Origin of the sequence: Lacticaseibacillus thailandensis DSM 22698 = JCM 13996 (genome assembly GCF_001312865.1) — a bacterium.
Classification (GTDB): domain Bacteria; phylum Bacillota; class Bacilli; order Lactobacillales; family Lactobacillaceae; genus Lacticaseibacillus; species Lacticaseibacillus thailandensis.
On the sequence record NZ_BBER01000012.1, the window covers coordinates 18,719 to 34,706 of the forward strand.

The 15,988-nt window shown below is 57.1% G+C and carries 8 protein-coding genes and 8 pseudogenes; 15 read left to right on the plus strand and 1 reads right to left on the minus strand.

Annotated features, from left to right (window positions below; genetic code table 11):
- The first annotated feature begins 52 nt into the window (after positions 1-52).
- From JCM13996_RS09880 to purD, 15 genes and pseudogenes are all read left to right on the plus strand, one after another.
- Positions 53-1,140 (plus strand): annotated as a pseudogene (locus JCM13996_RS09880) (ABC transporter ATP-binding protein).
- Positions 1,141-1,143: 3 nt separating this feature from the next.
- Positions 1,144-1,967: pseudogene (locus tag JCM13996_RS09885) on the plus strand (ABC transporter permease).
- A pseudogene (locus JCM13996_RS09890) lies at positions 1,960-2,765 on the plus strand (ABC transporter permease). Before JCM13996_RS09885 ends, JCM13996_RS09890 begins: the two co-directional pseudogenes overlap by 8 nt.
- A gap of 1 nt (position 2,766) precedes the next feature.
- A pseudogene (locus JCM13996_RS09895) lies at positions 2,767-3,814 on the plus strand (ABC transporter substrate-binding protein).
- Between the two features lie 245 nt (positions 3,815-4,059).
- Positions 4,060-4,424, plus strand: a pseudogene (locus JCM13996_RS09900) (5-(carboxyamino)imidazole ribonucleotide mutase).
- Between the two features lie 66 nt (positions 4,425-4,490).
- On the plus strand, positions 4,491-5,618 hold the full coding sequence (gene purK, locus JCM13996_RS09905) for a 5-(carboxyamino)imidazole ribonucleotide synthase (RefSeq protein WP_054751002.1): 1,128 nt from the start codon (positions 4,491-4,493) through the stop codon (positions 5,616-5,618).
- Position 5,619: 1 nt separating this feature from the next.
- Positions 5,620-6,363, plus strand: a complete 744-nt coding sequence (locus JCM13996_RS09910) for a phosphoribosylaminoimidazolesuccinocarboxamide synthase (RefSeq protein ID WP_054751003.1) — start codon at positions 5,620-5,622, stop codon at positions 6,361-6,363.
- On the plus strand, positions 6,356-6,619 hold the full coding sequence (purS, locus tag JCM13996_RS09915) for a phosphoribosylformylglycinamidine synthase subunit PurS (RefSeq protein ID WP_054751004.1): 264 nt from the start codon (positions 6,356-6,358) through the stop codon (positions 6,617-6,619). The genes JCM13996_RS09910 and purS overlap by 8 nt, the downstream gene beginning before the upstream one ends.
- Positions 6,616-7,298: pseudogene (gene purQ, locus JCM13996_RS09920) on the plus strand (phosphoribosylformylglycinamidine synthase subunit PurQ). The gene purS and the pseudogene purQ overlap by 4 nt, the downstream one beginning before the upstream one ends.
- Positions 7,285-9,494, plus strand: a pseudogene (gene purL, locus JCM13996_RS09925) (phosphoribosylformylglycinamidine synthase subunit PurL). The pseudogenes purQ and purL overlap by 14 nt, the downstream one beginning before the upstream one ends.
- Positions 9,479-10,936, plus strand: a complete 1,458-nt coding sequence (gene purF / locus JCM13996_RS09930) for an amidophosphoribosyltransferase (RefSeq protein WP_054751005.1) — start codon at positions 9,479-9,481, stop codon at positions 10,934-10,936. Before purL ends, purF begins: the two are co-directional and overlap by 16 nt.
- The gene (gene purM / locus JCM13996_RS09935; RefSeq protein ID WP_054751006.1) at positions 10,933-11,952 is read left to right on the plus strand and encodes a phosphoribosylformylglycinamidine cyclo-ligase; all 1,020 of its coding nucleotides are present in this window, start codon (positions 10,933-10,935) and stop codon (positions 11,950-11,952) included. The genes purF and purM overlap by 4 nt, the downstream gene beginning before the upstream one ends.
- Entirely contained in the window at positions 11,945-12,514 is a 570-nt protein-coding gene (gene purN, locus JCM13996_RS09940) for a phosphoribosylglycinamide formyltransferase (protein ID WP_054751007.1), read from the plus strand. The genes purM and purN overlap by 8 nt, the downstream gene beginning before the upstream one ends.
- Before the next feature lies 1 nt (position 12,515).
- A complete protein-coding gene (gene purH / locus JCM13996_RS09945; RefSeq protein WP_054751008.1) occupies positions 12,516-14,045 on the plus strand; it encodes a bifunctional phosphoribosylaminoimidazolecarboxamide formyltransferase/IMP cyclohydrolase in 1,530 nt (509 codons plus the stop codon).
- 16 nt (positions 14,046-14,061) lie between these two features.
- Positions 14,062-15,300, plus strand: coding sequence for a phosphoribosylamine--glycine ligase (gene purD / locus JCM13996_RS09950; RefSeq protein ID WP_054751009.1), 1,239 nt, complete (start codon positions 14,062-14,064; stop codon positions 15,298-15,300).
- A 378-nt stretch (positions 15,301-15,678) separates the two neighbouring features.
- Here the strand turns inward: purD and JCM13996_RS11175 are convergent.
- Positions 15,679-15,988 (minus strand): annotated as a pseudogene (locus JCM13996_RS11175) (hypothetical protein); the annotation flags it as partial.

Genomic DNA, 15,988 nt, shown 5'->3' on the forward strand with positions numbered 1-15,988 from the left:
ATTACAGGTACACCCCACGGGTTGGGGTGATACATATATGGGGGAAAACGCCTTGACAACACCAATCGTTGAATTGCGTCACGTGTTTAAGAACTACGGGGACACGACCGTCCTCAAGGATATCGACATTAGTTTGGAGGCGGGGAAGTTCTATACCCTGCTCGGACCTTCTGGGAGCGGTAAGACCACCATCCTGCGGGCAATTGCGGGCTTTTTGAGCGTGAGTGGTGGTGACGTCATGATTGCGGGGCAGCGGGTCAACGATATTCCCGCCAACCAGCGCGACGTTAATACCGTGTTTCAGGATTACGCCCTGTTTCCACACATGGACGTTTTTGATAACGTGGCGTACGGCCTGCGCATTCGCAAGGTCGACAAAGCTGCCATCATGACGCGGGTGCAGGACGCCCTTCACATGGTGCGGTTGGATAATCTCGGTGACCGCATGATTGGTGAACTATCCGGAGGGCAGCAGCAACGGGTGGCCATTGCCCGTGCCATTGTGTTGGAACCCAAGGTCTTATTGCTCGACGAACCACTTTCGGCCCTGGACGCCAAGTTGCGGCAGGACATGCAGTACGAGTTGCGGGAGTTGCAGCAACGGCTGGGCATCACGTTCCTCTTTGTGACCCACGACCAGGAAGAAGCACTGGCGTTGTCTGATGAGATTTTTGTCATGAACGACGGCCAGGTACAGCAAAGTGGCACGCCCGTGGACATCTACGACGAGCCCATCAACCACTTTGTGGCGGACTTTATCGGTCAAAGCAACATTGTGCGCGGCCGTATGATTGCCGATTACCAGGTGCAGTTCAACGGGAAAACCTTTGAGTGTGCAGACGCGGGGATGCGGCCGAACGAAGCCGTGGAAGTCGTTTTACGCCCGGAGGACCTCGACATTACGGCGTTGGCACAGGGGAAAGTCGCAGTACGGGTCGACACCCAGTTGTTCCGTGGGGACTACTACGAAATTGTGGCCTATGACGATGCAGATAATGAGTGGCTGATTCATTCGACCAACCGGCGCCGGAAAAGGGCTTGGTGGGTTTGTACTTTGACCCGGAGGACATTCACGTGATGCGCTTTGGCGAGTCGGAGGAAGACTTTGATGCCCGGTTGGAGAGTTACGAGGAGGAGTAAACCATGCGTAAAACCGTTAATGCGGGTTACTACATCCCGTACTTCCTGTGGTTGACGTTGTTTGTGGTCGCCCCGGTGGTGCTGATCTGTTACCAAAGTTTTTTTTGACACCAACGGGCACTTTACCCTGACTAATTACGTCGAATACTTCCAATCCGGCACCTACCTAGCCATGACGTTCAACTCGGTGTGGTACGCCCTCATCATCACGGCGGTGACGCTATTGGTGAGTTACCCGGCGGCGTACTTTTTGCACTACACCAAGCACAAGCAGCTGTGGTTACTGTTACTGATCATGCCGACCTGGATCAATCTGTTACTAAAGGCGTACGCTTTTATCGGCATCCTGGGCAAGCACGGTGCCTCAACAACGTGTTGGGTGTGCTGGGGCTGGCACCGCATCAGTTCCTATTTACTGACGCCGCGTTTATTCTCGTGGCGGCGTACATCGAAATTCCGTTCATGATTTTACCCATCTTTAATGCCATTGAGGAACTCAACGAGGGTCTGATCAACGCTAGTAAGGACCTGGGGGCTAGTGGCTGGCAAACGTTTACCCGCGTTGTGCTGCCCCTGAGTATGTCAGGGGTCAAAAGCGGTGTGCAAGCCGTCTTCATTCCCAGTCTGAGTCTCTTTATGCTGACCCGGCTCATTGGTGGTAACCGCGTGATTACGCTGGGGACTGCCATTGAGGAACATTTCCTCACCACGATGAACTGGGGCATGGGTTCGACCATCGGCGTGGTACTTATTGTCGCATGGTGATCATCATGCTACTGACGAGTGAGCGGCAACACCGGAAAGGGCGGGTGATTCACCGTGCGTAAATTTAAGTGGTCCCACCTTTATCTGCTGTTAACGTTTGTGGTTTTGTACCTGCCCATTGGCTACCTGATCCTCTACTCGTTCTCGGAGGGGGAACGGATGACCAACTACCACGGGTTTACTTGGCAGCACTACCAGGAGCTGTTTGCTGATCCACGCATGATTCAAATCGTGCTCGATACGTTGATTGTGGCGCTGTTATCAGCGCTAGTTGCGACGATCATTGGCACGCTGGGGGCACTGGCGATTAACAACACCACGCGGCCGTCAGTTAAGAACACGATTTTATCGCTCAACAATATTTTGATGGTGAGTCCGGACGTGATTATTGGTGCCAGCTTTTTGATCTTCTTCACGGCGTTACGGGTACCCTGGGGTTCATGTCGGTACTGCTCAGTCACATTGCGTTTTCCATTCCCATTGTTGTGTTGATGGTGTTACCAAAATTACGGGAACTGTCGGCCAGCCTGATTGACGCGGCGCGTGATATTGGTGCGTCCAATCTGCAGGTGTTGAAAGACGTGATCATTCCGTTCATTACGCCGGGGATTTTTGCCGGATTTTTCATGGCGATGACCTACTCACTGGATGACTTTGCGGTGACCTTCTTCGTGACTGGGAACGGTTTTGAGACCTTGTCAGTGGAAATTTACGCGCGGGCTCGCCAAGGTATTAGTCTCGAGATCAACGCACTGTCGGGCATCATGTTTATCTTTGCCCTGGTATTGGTTGTGGGTTATTACTTTGTCCAGCGCGGGCAGAGTGCGCGGAAGACCAAAAAGCGGGGGGTGACCCGGTAACATGAAAAAGCTGATTGCTTTAGCAATGGCCATTATCGTGGCCTGCTTGGGTTTGGCCGTTGGTAGTCACCGGTTGTCCGCGTCCACGGGCGATACCGGGCGCAATGTGCTTAACCTCGCTAACTGGGGAGATTACATTGACCCCAAACTAATCACTAAGTTTGAGCGGGAAACGGGTTACCACGTTAATCTGGAAACCTTTGATAGTAACGAGGGGATGTACACCAAGATCAAGCAGGGTGGCACCGACTATGACCTGACGGTGCCCAGCGAGTACATGGTCGCTAAGATGCGCAAAGAGGGGCTGCTCCTCAAGTTAGACCGGTCGCGCCTGCATGGCCTGCACAACTTTGGGTCAGCTTCATGAACCGTAGCTTTGATCCGGGCAACAAGTATTCCATCCCGTACTTCTGGGGCACACTCGGCATCATTTATAACGATAAGTACGTCAAACCCGGAGCTATCCAGCACTGGAATGATCTGTGGTCGCGCCGGTATCGGGGTGACATTATGCTGATTGATTCGGCACGAGACATCATGGGGATGAGCTTGGTGTCGTTGGGAAAGTCGATGAACACTACCGACCAACCGCCTTCACGTTGACCCCAAACGTGAAGGCGGTTGTCGCTGACGAAATCAAAATGTATATGGAGCAAGATGAGGCCGCCATTGCGGTGGACTGGTCAGGTGAAGCCAGCGAAATGCTCGCCGAGAACAAGCACTTGCACTACGTGGTACCGAGCGAGGGGAGTAACTTGTGGTTTGACAACCTGGTCATTCCACGGACGGCGAAGCACTTCAAGGCTATTTACGCTTTCCTGAACTTCATGATGCAACCGCAAAACGCGGCGCAAAACGCCGAGTACGTCGGGTACGCGACGCCGAACAACCGGGCCCGGGCACTTTTGCCAGCCTCGGTGCGCAACGACCGCCAGTTTTACCCGGATGCTGCTACGATGCGGCACCTAGAAGTCTATGACGATTTGGCACCCAAAGTAGTGGGCGAATACAACGACCTGTTCCTTGAATTTAAGATGTACCGCAAGTAATTTGGCGCCGTTAAAGACGGTCAACCTGCACGGCATGTAGCCGCGGGCTGGCCGTCTTTTTTGGTTGGCAAGAGTGCTTAGACATCAGCAAAACACGAACAATAAAAATACGAACAATAAAATTGTTCCCTTTTAGCGTTGAACGGTCCATAATTCCGTGCTACACTCATGGCAACAACGGGAAAAGGAGATTACCGATGACGAAGGTAGCAGTGGTGATGGGCTCGACTTCAGATTGGCCCACAATGCAGTTAGCAACACAACAGTTAACGGAACTAGGTATTGCCTATGATAGCAAGGTTATTTCGGCTCACCGGATGCCGGACACCTTGGCAAAATTTGGTCGTTCTGCCCGGGCCGCGGGGTACGCAGTCATTATTGCTGGTGCGGGTGGTGCCGCGCATTTACCGGGGATGTTGCTGCCAACACCACGTTGCCGGTGGTGGGCGTGCCCATCAAAACACGAACATTAAACGGAATGGATTCGTTGCTGTCGATTGTGCAGATGCCGGGTGGCGTCCCGGTCGGTACGATGGCAATTGGCGCAGCGGGAGCCACCAATGCGGCCCTTTTTGCGGCAGCCATCCTGCGGTCACTGACCGCCAGGTAGCCGGGCGTCTGGAGGCTTTTCGCACCGCGCAGACGCAGCGTGCCACGGAAAGTGAGGCCACCATTGATGAATAAGCCGATTTTGCCGCCGGCCACCATTGGCATCGTGGGCGGGGGTCAGTTAGGCCGGATGCTGGCACTTGCGGCCCGCGCGATGGGATATCGGGTCGGCACGTTGGAGCCCACACCGGATTCGCCCACCAGCCAGGTGGCTGATTTCCAGATCACGGCCCCGTATGATGATCAGGACGCCTTGATGACCTTGGCCCAGCGGAGCGACGTGCTGACCTATGAATTTGAAAATGTGGATTTAACGGCTTTGACCCGCGCCGCTAGCGTGGCCGCCCTGCCCCAGGGTACGGAGTTACTAGCCATCACCAGGGACCGGTTGCGGGAAAAGTCGTTTTTGCGGGACGTCGTTGGGGTGCCAGTCACCGACTTTGCCAGTGTACCGGATCCAGACGCTTTGCCTGCGGCCGTTACGCGGGTGGGTTACCCCGCGATTTTAAAGACAACTACTGGCGGGTACGACGGGCACGGACAGCAGGACGTGAATGGTCCCGACGACCTCCCCGCAGCGCGCCGGTTGGCGGCGCAGGGTCCGTGCATTTTGGAACGGCGTTGTCAGTTTGAGCGGGAGTTGTCGCTGATGGTGACCCGCGACGGTCGCGACTACGTACGCACCTTTCCGGTCGTCGAAAATCGGCACGCACAACATATTTTGCACACCACGATTGCGCCTGCTCCTAACTTACCAGCAGCGGTTCATGCGCAGATCGACCGGCTGGCGGCGCGTATCGCGGTGGGGCTTGATCTGCGCGGCGTCCTGGGCATCGAACTATTTGCGACTGCGAACGGCGTGCTGGTCAACGAACTGGCACCGCGACCACACAATTCGGGTCATTACAGCATCGAAGCGTGCAACGTGTCGCAGTTTGCGGCGCACATCCTGAGTATTTGTGGGTTACCCATTCCGCCGGTCCGGCTGGTAGAGCGCGCGGTCATGCGCAATTTGCTGGGCGATGATCTGCTGGCAGCCCGGGCGCAGTGGCCAGCCCACCCAGAGTGGCACGTGCATGATTACGGCAAAGCCGCGATCCGACACGGGCGCAAAATGGGGCACCTCACCGTGACCGCACCATTAACCGATGAACAAACGCACTTGTTGGCACAGGTCAAGTTAGGAGGCCAGTAACGTGAAACAGGACGTTAAGCAAGGAGTTTTACTGTATGCCGGGAAGGCTAAGCAAGTCTTTAGTACGGATGACCCGGAGTTATTGTGGGTGTACTACCTGGACCAGGCAACGGCCCTCAACGGTAAGAAGAAGGTGGCAATTGACGGCAAAGGCACGTTAAACCTGCATATTTCGGGCTTGCTATTTAAGGAGCTGGCGGCAACTGGGTTCCCCACGCACTTTGTGACCGACATGGATAACCAAAACATGTTGGTGCGGCGGGCCAAGATGATTCCACTCGAGGTGGTGGTACGCAACCGCGCTTCCGGCCACTTTGTGAGTCGGTTTAACGTGACGCCATTACGGGTGCTCGATCCCGCCATTCATGAGTTTTACTACAAATCCGACGCATTAGACGATCCGTTCATGAACGATGAACAGATTGTCGCTTTAGGGATTGCCCCTCGCGCAACACTGGACACGTTACGGACCATGGCGGATCAGGTCAACACCTGGCTGACCGCGCGGTGGGCCCGTGCCGGAATCGAGTTGGTAGATTTTAAGCTTGAATTTGGCCGGCTCGCTGATGGCACGTTGGTGCTCGCTGACGAACTGTCGCCGGATAACATGCGGTTAATTGACGCTCAAACCCATGCATCGTTGGATAAGGACGTTTTTCGTCAGGATGAAGGGCCACTGGTGCCGGTCTACGCGGAGGTGTTACGGCGTTTACAAGCGACTCAACAGGAGGTGCACCATGTATAAGGCCAAGATCTTTGTCAATTACAAGCCGTCCGTTTTGGATCCCCAAGCCCAGGCAATCCATAAAGCTTTAGTCCGTTTGGGTGATGACAACGTAGCGACGGTGATGATGGGTAAGTACTTCGAGTTGACCCTGACCGCCACTGATGTTGACGCAGCCACTGCACAGGTGGACCGCATTTGTGACCGCCTGTTGGCCAATGTCAGCATGGAAACCTACCATTTCACGGTGACTCCAGTTGGGGAGGCCACAGTATGAAGGCGGCGGTACTAAGCTTTCCGGGTTCGAATTGTGATCAGGACTTATTGTGGGCGACGCGCCTAGTAGCTGGGGCGACTGCCGAACTCGTACCGGCAAGTGCCAGGACGCTGACTGGCTTTGACGTCGTCATGATTCCGGGTGGCTTTTCCTACGGTGACTATCTCTGCAGTGGGGCCATTGCCAGCTTGGCACCCATTATGGCGGCGGTGCAACGGTTCGCTGCGGCCGGTGGGTACATTATTGGCATTTGCAACGGGTTTCAGATATTGACGGCGGCAGGGTTATTGCCCGGAGCCTTACAAAGCAACGCCCAGTTGGACTTTGTGTGTGCACCGGCCCCCCTGACCGTGGTGAATAACAGCACCGCGTTTACCAACGCGTACGCCGACGGGGCCAGATCACCTTGCCCATTGCTCATGGTGAGGGTAACTACTACGCGGATGCGGATACGCTTGCGTCGCTGGAGCGGCACCACCAGGTGGTTTTCCGGTACCAACACAATCCGAATGGGAGTGCGCATGATATTGCCGGCATTACCAACCGTGCTGGTAACGTGCTGGGCATGATGCCCCACCCGGAACGTGCCGTGGAGGCCATTTTGGGCGGTACTGACGGGTTGGGTGTGTTTACCTCGTTATTGACAGCAACGAAGGAGGCAGCTTATGCGGGTCGTTGAATTAACTCCAGAAGCAGTCCGGCAGCAACAACCCTACCTGGACTGGGGACTCACTGAGGATGAATACCAGCGAATGGTATCTAAGCTGGGCCGGTTGCCTAGTTTCACCGAAGTGGGCCTGGCATCAGGAATGTGGAGTGAACACTGCGCCTATAAGTACAGCAAGCCGGTCTTGCGCCAATTTTGGACGCACAACGACCGGGTGTTAATGGGCCCCGGTGAGGGTGCTGGGGTCATCGACATTGGTGAGGGCAAGGCGGTGGTGTTCAAGGCCGAAAGTCACAATCATCCTAGCGCGGTGGAGCCGTACGAGGGTGCAGCGACCGGGGTCGGGGGGATTATTCGGGACATCTTTTCCATTGGCGCAGAACCGGTGGCCATTTTGGATTCCTTGAGCTTTGGCGAACTGAATGACGCGCATGTACGGCACCTGGTGGACCGGGTTGTGGCTGGTATCGGCGGTTATGGCAACGCATCGGGATTCCCACGGTCGGTGGGGAGACGAATTTCGACGCTACCTACGCCCAGAATCCGCTGGTGAACGCAATGTGTGTCGGGGTGATGGACCGCGACGCTATTCAGCGGGGCCGGGCGGCCGGGGTTGGCAACGCCATTATCTATGTAGGAGCGAAAACTGGTCGGGATGGTATTAACGGGGCCAGCTTTGCCTCCGCCGAATTTAGCGCCGCGGGTGACGCTGACTGCGCGGCAGTGCAGGTCGGTGACCCGTTTATGGAAAAGCTGTTGACGGACGCTTGCTTGGAGGTCTCCCGCGCACACCGGGCGGTACTAGTGGGCATCCAGGACATGGGGGCGGCCGGGTTGGTCAGTTCCAGTGTGGAGATGGCGGACAAAGCAGGTGCGGGCATGCGCCTCGACCTCGACCGGGTACCGCAGCGTGAACCGGGGATGACACCCTACGAAATTATGTTGTCGGAGTCCCAGGAACGCATGTTGCTGTGTGTTCAGGCGGGGGCTGAACAAGAAGTAATGGACGTCTTTACCCAGAACGGGTTGGATGCCGTGGCCATTGGCCGCGTCACGGCCGGGCACCAGTACCAGTTGGTGCAGCACGGACAGGTGGTTTGCGACGTGCCGGTAAGTTTGTTGACCGACGACGCACCCATCTACCATCAGGTGGGGGTACGGCCGGCCCGTCTCGCTAAACCGGCCAGTGATTTTACGCCCACGGTCACCGATATACGGGCCACCTGGTTAGCGCTGATGGCCCAACCCACGGTCGCTAGTAAGCGCAGCCTGTACCAGCGGTATGACGCCCAGGTCAAAACGAACACGATGGTGCTCCCCGGTGGTGATGCTGGCGTTATTCGCGTCCGCGGCACCCACCGGGCGCTAGCACTGACGACCGATAGCAATGGCCGGTACCTTTACCTGGACCCAGAACGGGGTGGAGCCATGGTGGTCGCGGAGGCGGCTCGTAACTTGGTTGCCACCGGGGCAGAGCCATTAGGGGTGACTGACTGCCTGAATTATGGGGACCCGACGAACCCTGAACACTTTTACGAACTAGCCGCATCGGCGAAGGGCATTGTGGCCGCCACCAAGGCGCTGAACACGCCGGTCGTTTCCGGTAACGTGTCGCTGTACAACGAGACCGATGGAGCGGCGATTTACCCAACGCCAATGATTGGAATGGTGGGGCTGATCAGGCACCTAACCGACGTTACCCCCAACTACTTTCGGGAACCGGGTGAGGTGCTGTACCTGGTGGGGACCACTGGCACGGACTTTAACGGAACGGAATTGCAAAAGATGCTGACCGGTGGCGTGCGGGGGCGGTTGTTTGGTTTAGATTTAGCGACCGAGCAACGGCGCCAGCAAGTCGTCTTAGCCGCAATTCGTCAGGGTTTAGTGACAGCCGCCCATGACCTGAGTGTTGGTGGCCTGGCTGCGGGGTTAGCCGAGATGACCTTTACTCGGGGCATCGGGGCGACGGTCAATTATGCTGTGCCGAATAGCCTGTGGTTTGCCGAGACGCCCAGCCGGTTTTTGGTCACGGTCGCCCCAGACCAAATTGCGGCGTTTGAGCAATTACTTGGTGAAGAGGCCTGTTATTTGGGTACCACCACCGCGGCGAACACACTCGCAGTCACCACGCAGGATGAAACGATCGACATACCGGTAGCAGAGTTGCAAATACAGTACGAGGAGGCGATTCCGTGTCTGATGAAATAAAAGGGTTAAACGAAGAGTGCGGCCTGTTTGGCGTCTGGGATGATGACCATGCCGCCGATATCACTTACCTGGGGCTACACATATTGCAGCATCGGGGCCAAGAAGGTGCCGGCATCGTGGGTCTGACCGACGCGGGGATGGTGCGTCATCGCGGCCTGGGGTTACTGGCCGAAGTGTTCACCAAACCCCAGCAGTTAGCTAGCCTTCGCGGCCGTGCCGCCCTGGGACACGTGCGTTATTCGACGGCCGGTGGGCGCGTTTTGGAGAATATTCAACCCTTACTGTTCCGGTTTACCACCACGGGGGACGTGGCGTTGGCTCACAATGGCAACCTCACCAACGCCCGTTCCCTGCGCGCCCAGCTGGAAGAAGGAGGCGCCATTTTCCAGTCGTCGTCGGATACGGAAGTGTTAATGCACCTGATTCGCCGTAGTCATCAGACCACCTTTGTGGCGCAACTCAAAGATGCGTTGAACCAGGTCCACGGCGGCTTTGCCTTTATGTTGTTAACGGAGCACGGTTTATATGCTGCTAGTGATCCCAACGGGTTTCGACCGCTGGTGGTGGGCACCCTACCTGACGGTGGCACGGTCATTTGCAGTGAGACCGCGGCGCTCAACGCGGTGGGGGCAACCTTCGTCCAGGACGTGGCTCCAGGTGGGCTAGTCATCGTGGATCAGAGTGGCGTCCGTTTTGACCACTACACGACGCACACGCAGCTGGCTGTGTGCTCCATGGAGTACATCTACTTTGCCCGGCCCGATTCCGAGATTCATGGGGTCAACGTGCACCAGGCGCGGGTGCGCATGGGCCGGCGCTTGGCGCAAGAACAACCGGTGGCGGCCGACATCGTGTGCGGAGTTCCCAACTCGTCGCTTTCTGCGGCCATGGGTTACGCGCAGGAGTCCGGCATTCCCTACGAAATGGGGCTAGTCAAAAGTCAGTACGTGGCCCGGACCTTCATCCAGCCGACCCAGGCGTTGCGCGAACGCAGTGTCCGAATGAAGCTGAGCGCGATTCGTCCAGTTGTCGCTGGCAAACGCGTCGTACTGGTGGATGACTCACTAGTGCGCGGCACCACGGCCCGCCAAATCGTTAAGTTGCTGCGGGACGCGGGGGCCAAGTCAATTCATCTGCGTATTAGTAGCCCACCGTTGCGGTTCCCGTGTTTCTACGGTATTGATATCCAGTCGACCCACGAACTCATGGCGGCCAATCACAGTGTGGCGGCCATGCGCACGCTGTTAGGCGTGGATTCATTAGCCTTTTTATCGGTCGCGGGGTTGGAGCAAAGTGTGAATTTAACCAGTACGGCCCCACACCACGGGCTGTGCGTGGCGTACTTTACGGGGGAATACCCCACGCCATTAGACGATTATGATGCGACGTTGCGGTCAGAATTGGCCCAGTTATACATTAACGTGGGGGAGGTCAGCGCATGACGGATGCATATCGTGAAGCGGGTGTAGATATTGCAGCTGGTGCCGCAGCGGTGCGCCAGTTTGGTCCACTTGCCGCCAGGACCCATAATGAGCACGTATTGTCCCGTTTGGGTGGCTTTGCAGCCGCCTATTCGTTACCGGACGTCGCCCACCCAACGCTACTAGCAGCGACGGATGGAGTCGGCACCAAAGTCCTGTTGGCGCAAGCGGCTGGGACGGTTGACGGGTTGGGCGTGGACCTGGTCGCCATGGTGGCCAATGATCTGTTGGCGGATGGCGCCCAACCCCAGTTTTTCCTGGACTACATGGCGGTGGGGCACCTCGAGCCCGCTCTGGCAACTAAGCTGGTAGCGGGTATTGCGGATGGCTGTCGGCAGGCGGGCATGGCGCTCATTGGTGGCGAAACGGCCGAAATGCCCGATATGTATGAACATGGTCACTTTGATCTCGCGGGGTTCGGCGTCGGTATTGCTGACCAAAGGCGGTTACTGCCGCAAGGTGTGGCCGCAGGTGACCTGCTAGTCGGTTTCCCCAGTAGTGGCGTGCACGCTAACGGCTTTTCGTTGGTGCGGCAACTATTACGGCGGACGGATCTGGGTAACGCACGCCTTTCGGACGGCCGGAGCATGACCACGGCGTTGCTGATGCCGACCCGCATCTATGTGTCTTCCTTGCTACCGCTGGTCCAAGGAGGATTGATCCACGGGTTGGCGCACATCACGGGCGGCGGGTGGACCGAAAACGTGCCCCGCATGTTGCCGGCCACCCTGACCGCCAGCGTGGATCCCCAAGCGTGGCGCTGGCCGGAGCTGTTCCAGCGGTTACAAGCCGCTGGTCAGCTAGACGTGGCGGAAATGCGGCGGACCTTTAACCTCGGTATGGGGATGGTGGCCGCCATTGACCCGGTAACGTGGCCAGCGGTGGTGGCTGCTTGCCCCACCGCGGTGCGGGTCGGTCGCGTTGTCACGCGGGGCCAGCAGGCACCTATTGTGTGGCAGGAGGCGGCACATGAGTAAATCAATTGCCATTTTTGCTTCTGGCACCGGCTCGAACTTTCAGGCCCTGGTCAACGCATTTGCCGGCCGCACCGATATCGTTATCCGTGCACTGGTGTGTGACCATGCCGATGCGCCGGTGGTGGCCAAAGCCACTCGGGCGCAAATACCAGTGATTGTGGTTGACTACCGCACGGCGGGCAGCAAGACTACGGCGGAACGCCGTATTTTGGCCCAACTACCCCCAATCGATCTGATCGTACTGGCAGGATACATGCGCATTTTAGGGCCCACGCTTTTGAACGCGTACCCGCAACGTATCATTAATTTGCACCCGGCGTTGTTGCCTAGTTTTCCCGGCCGCACCGGCATCGAAGACGCGTGGCACTACGGCGTGAAGGTGACCGGGGTCACTGTCCACTACGTTGACGCCGGCGTAGATTCTGGGCAGATCATTGCCCAGGTGCCGGTACCAATTACTACCGGGATGAGTCTTGAGGATTTAACCGCCCAAATTCACCGGGTGGAGCACCAATTGTTGCCAGCAACCGTGCGTCAGTTAGTTCAAGGAGGAACAATCTAAGATGAAGCGTGCATTACTCAGTGTGTCCAATAAGCAGGGGCTAGAGACATTCGCTCAGGGACTAGTGGACCGTGGTTTTGAAATTGTGGCGACTGGTGGTACGGAACAACAATTAGTTGCTGCGGGTATCGCGGTGACCAGTGTGGCTACGGTGACGGGGTTCCCCGAAATGCTCGGGGGCCGCGTGAAGACCTTACACCCGCGTATCCATGCGGGCATTTTAGCCCGGCGTGACCAGCTGGACGACATGGCCGCTTTGGCTAACGCGGAGATTACTCCGATTGATGTGGTGTGCGTGAACTTGTACCCGTTTGCGGCGACCATTCAGCGGGCAGGAATCACGCGGACTGAGGCCATCGAACAGATCGATATCGGCGGGCCTTCAGCGTTACGCGCGGCCGCGAAGAACGCCGATAGCGTATGGGCGGTGGTTGATCCGGCCGACTACCCCAAGGTTTTAGCTGGTTTGGATCAAGATGATCAGGCCATGCGTCGTGAACTGGCGGCCAAGGTGTTCCGCACCACCGCTGCGTATGATGCCCAAATTGCCGCCTACCTGACAACCGCTGAGTTCCCGGACACCTATACGCCGACGTACGTGAAGCGTCAAACGATGCGCTACGGAGAAAACAGTCACCAAGCGGCGGCATTCTATGCCGAACCGTATCCTGATCCCCACAGTATTGCGGCGGCGCACCAGCTACACGGAAAGGAATTATCGTTTAACAACCTCAAAGACGCGGATGCGGCACTGCAAACGATCAACGAATTCAGCCAACCAACCGTGGTCGCAATGAAGCACATGAATCCGTGTGGGATTGGCCAGGGTGCAACCATCGAAGCGGCGTGGGATAAAGCCTTTGCGGCTGACAGTACCTCCATCTTTGGCGGTATTATTGCACTCAACCGCAACGTAGATTTGGCCACCGCCACCAAAATGCACGCGTTATTCCTCGAAATTGTCATGGCACCAAGTTATGATGATGACGCCCTCGCCATTCTGGCCCAAAAGAAGAACCTCCGCATTCTCACCATCCAGCTAGCGGACCACGCACAACCAGCACCACGGATGATGGAAACCGTCTCGGTGAGTGGTGGTGTGCTGGTGCAGGAGGCCGACCACCGGGTGGAGACGGCGGCCGACCTGACCGTGGTGACCGATTTGGCGCCGACTCCCGCGCAGGTACAGGCCCTGCTGTTCGCGCAAATTGTCGTCAAACACGTTAAGAGCAATGCCATCGTGGTGGCCAAAGACGGCCAAACCCTCGGTATCGGCGCCGGGCAAATGAATCGTATCGGGTCGGCTGAAATTGCCTTGACCGCCGCGCAAACGCACAGCAACTTTGCCGGCGCGGTGCTAGCTAGCGACGCCTTCTTCCCGATGGGTGACACGGTGGAATACGCCGCACAACACGGCATTCGGGCAATCATCCAACCTGGTGGTAGTATTCGCGACCAGGAGTCGATCGACAAGGCCAACGAGTACGGCATCGCAATGGTCACGACTGGCGTGCGGCACTTCCGGCACTAATAGGGAGGCAAAGATGGTGCAAAACGTATTGGTCATTGGTAGTGGTGCGCGGGAAAGCGCATTAGGGGTGGCGTTCAAGCGCTCACCGCGAGTCGAGCACGTCTACGTGGCCCCTGGTAATGAGGGCATGCAGTTGCGCGGATTGGAACCAGTTGCGCTTGACGTGCTTGATTTTGCGGGCCTGGTAGCTTTTGCCCGGAAACATGTGGACCTGACGTTCGTAGGACCCGAGGTACCCTTAGTCGCAGGCATCGTGGATTACTTTACCGCCGCACACCTGCGTATCTTTGGTCCCCACCAAGCGTTGGCCCAACTCGAGGGTAGCAAGGCCTTTGCTAAGGACTTTATGGCCCGGCATGGGATCCCGACGGCACGGGCTGTGCTGGTGCATGACGCGGATGCTGCGCGAGCCCAGGTACGGACGATGGGGGTGCCCGTGGTGCTCAAGGCGGACGGGTTGGCAGCCGGTAAGGGCGTGCAGATTGTCACCACCACGGCGGCCGCCGACCAAGCGATTGCGCTGGTCTACCAGCAGCAGGTGGATGCGCCCCTACTGGTGGAGGAATACCTCCGCGGTGAGGAAGCCTCCGTCATGACCCTCTTTGCCGGCCAGCACTGGGTGATGTTGCCGTTGTCGCAGGACCATAAGCGGCGGTTTAACGGTGATACGGGTCCCAACACTGGTGGCATGGGCGCCATTAGTCCGGCACCCCAATTCGATGCTACCGCGGTGCAGCAAGCGCAGAACATCGTGACACGCACCATTAACGGTATTCACGCTGAGGGGCTCGATGGCTGTGGGGTGCTGTATACCGGGTTGATGTTTACCGCGGCGGGACCGCGGGTGCTAGAATACAATATGCGGTTGGGGGACCCCGAAACGCAGGTGTTGTTGCCGCAGTTGACCGACGACTTTTTCAGCGTGATTATGCAGTTGTTGGACGGGCAACAACCACGGCTGCACCTCGATGGTCGGACCTATTGCGGGGTGGTGCTCGTGCACCCGGGATACCCGGCAACCAGTCAGCCACCCGTAGCCGTAATGACGCCACTGGTCGCCTCTTTGAATCACTGGTTGCCCGCGGCGGTGCGTCAGGTTAATGGACAGTGGCAAAGTAGTGGCGGTCGGGTCGTCACCGTGGTGGGTAGTGGTGCTGATGCCCGTGCCGCGGTGCGGGCGACCTATCAGCTCGTGGCGCCGTGGGCGGACGCACTAGCGTACCGCGAGGATATTGGTGTTCACGCGCTGCAATGAGGGCTAGTGCGATAACAAGGCCATCAAGGGCAATGGTGTGATTAAACGCAAACGGGACGCGGAATTTAATTTCCGCGTCCCGTTTACTATTGTGTTCACTTTAAGCCTAATCGACATCGAAGAAACGAATGAACCAACGCCACCACGTCTGGTGCCTGTGGTCGTAGCGCTGGACCCGACTAGCCGCAAACTTGTCCGTATCATCCATGTGTTAATGGTTCCCCCAAAACGCTGGCTAATGTCCCAGCGGTATTTATTCACAACTACTATTGTAACCCGTTCATGGGGTGTCCGACCAGTCGGCGGACGGATGAATTAGCGGCCAGACCGGGTGCACGTCCCGTCAATGCTAATCTATCAAGTATGGTTACGTAATCGTTAAATTTTTTGGGGCCATTGCGGACAGATTTTATGCCCGGCTGGCCACTTCATCCTTGGCCGGATCCACTTCGGCGTAGTGGTCGTGGATGAAGCGGGCGGAACGAGCGAGTTTTTCTTGTTCCAATTCGGTGAGGTGGAAATCGCTCGCGCCAGGATACCGTCACGCCCAATGATCACCGGCGTGGATAGGTAGCAACCGAAGTCTTCATGCCAGTTAGAGACGGCCAGTTCGGTGTGTGCGTCTTCCAGAATGGTGCGGGCCAGTCGGGTCGCGGCGGCGGCAATAGCGTAGTTGGTGTACCGCTTG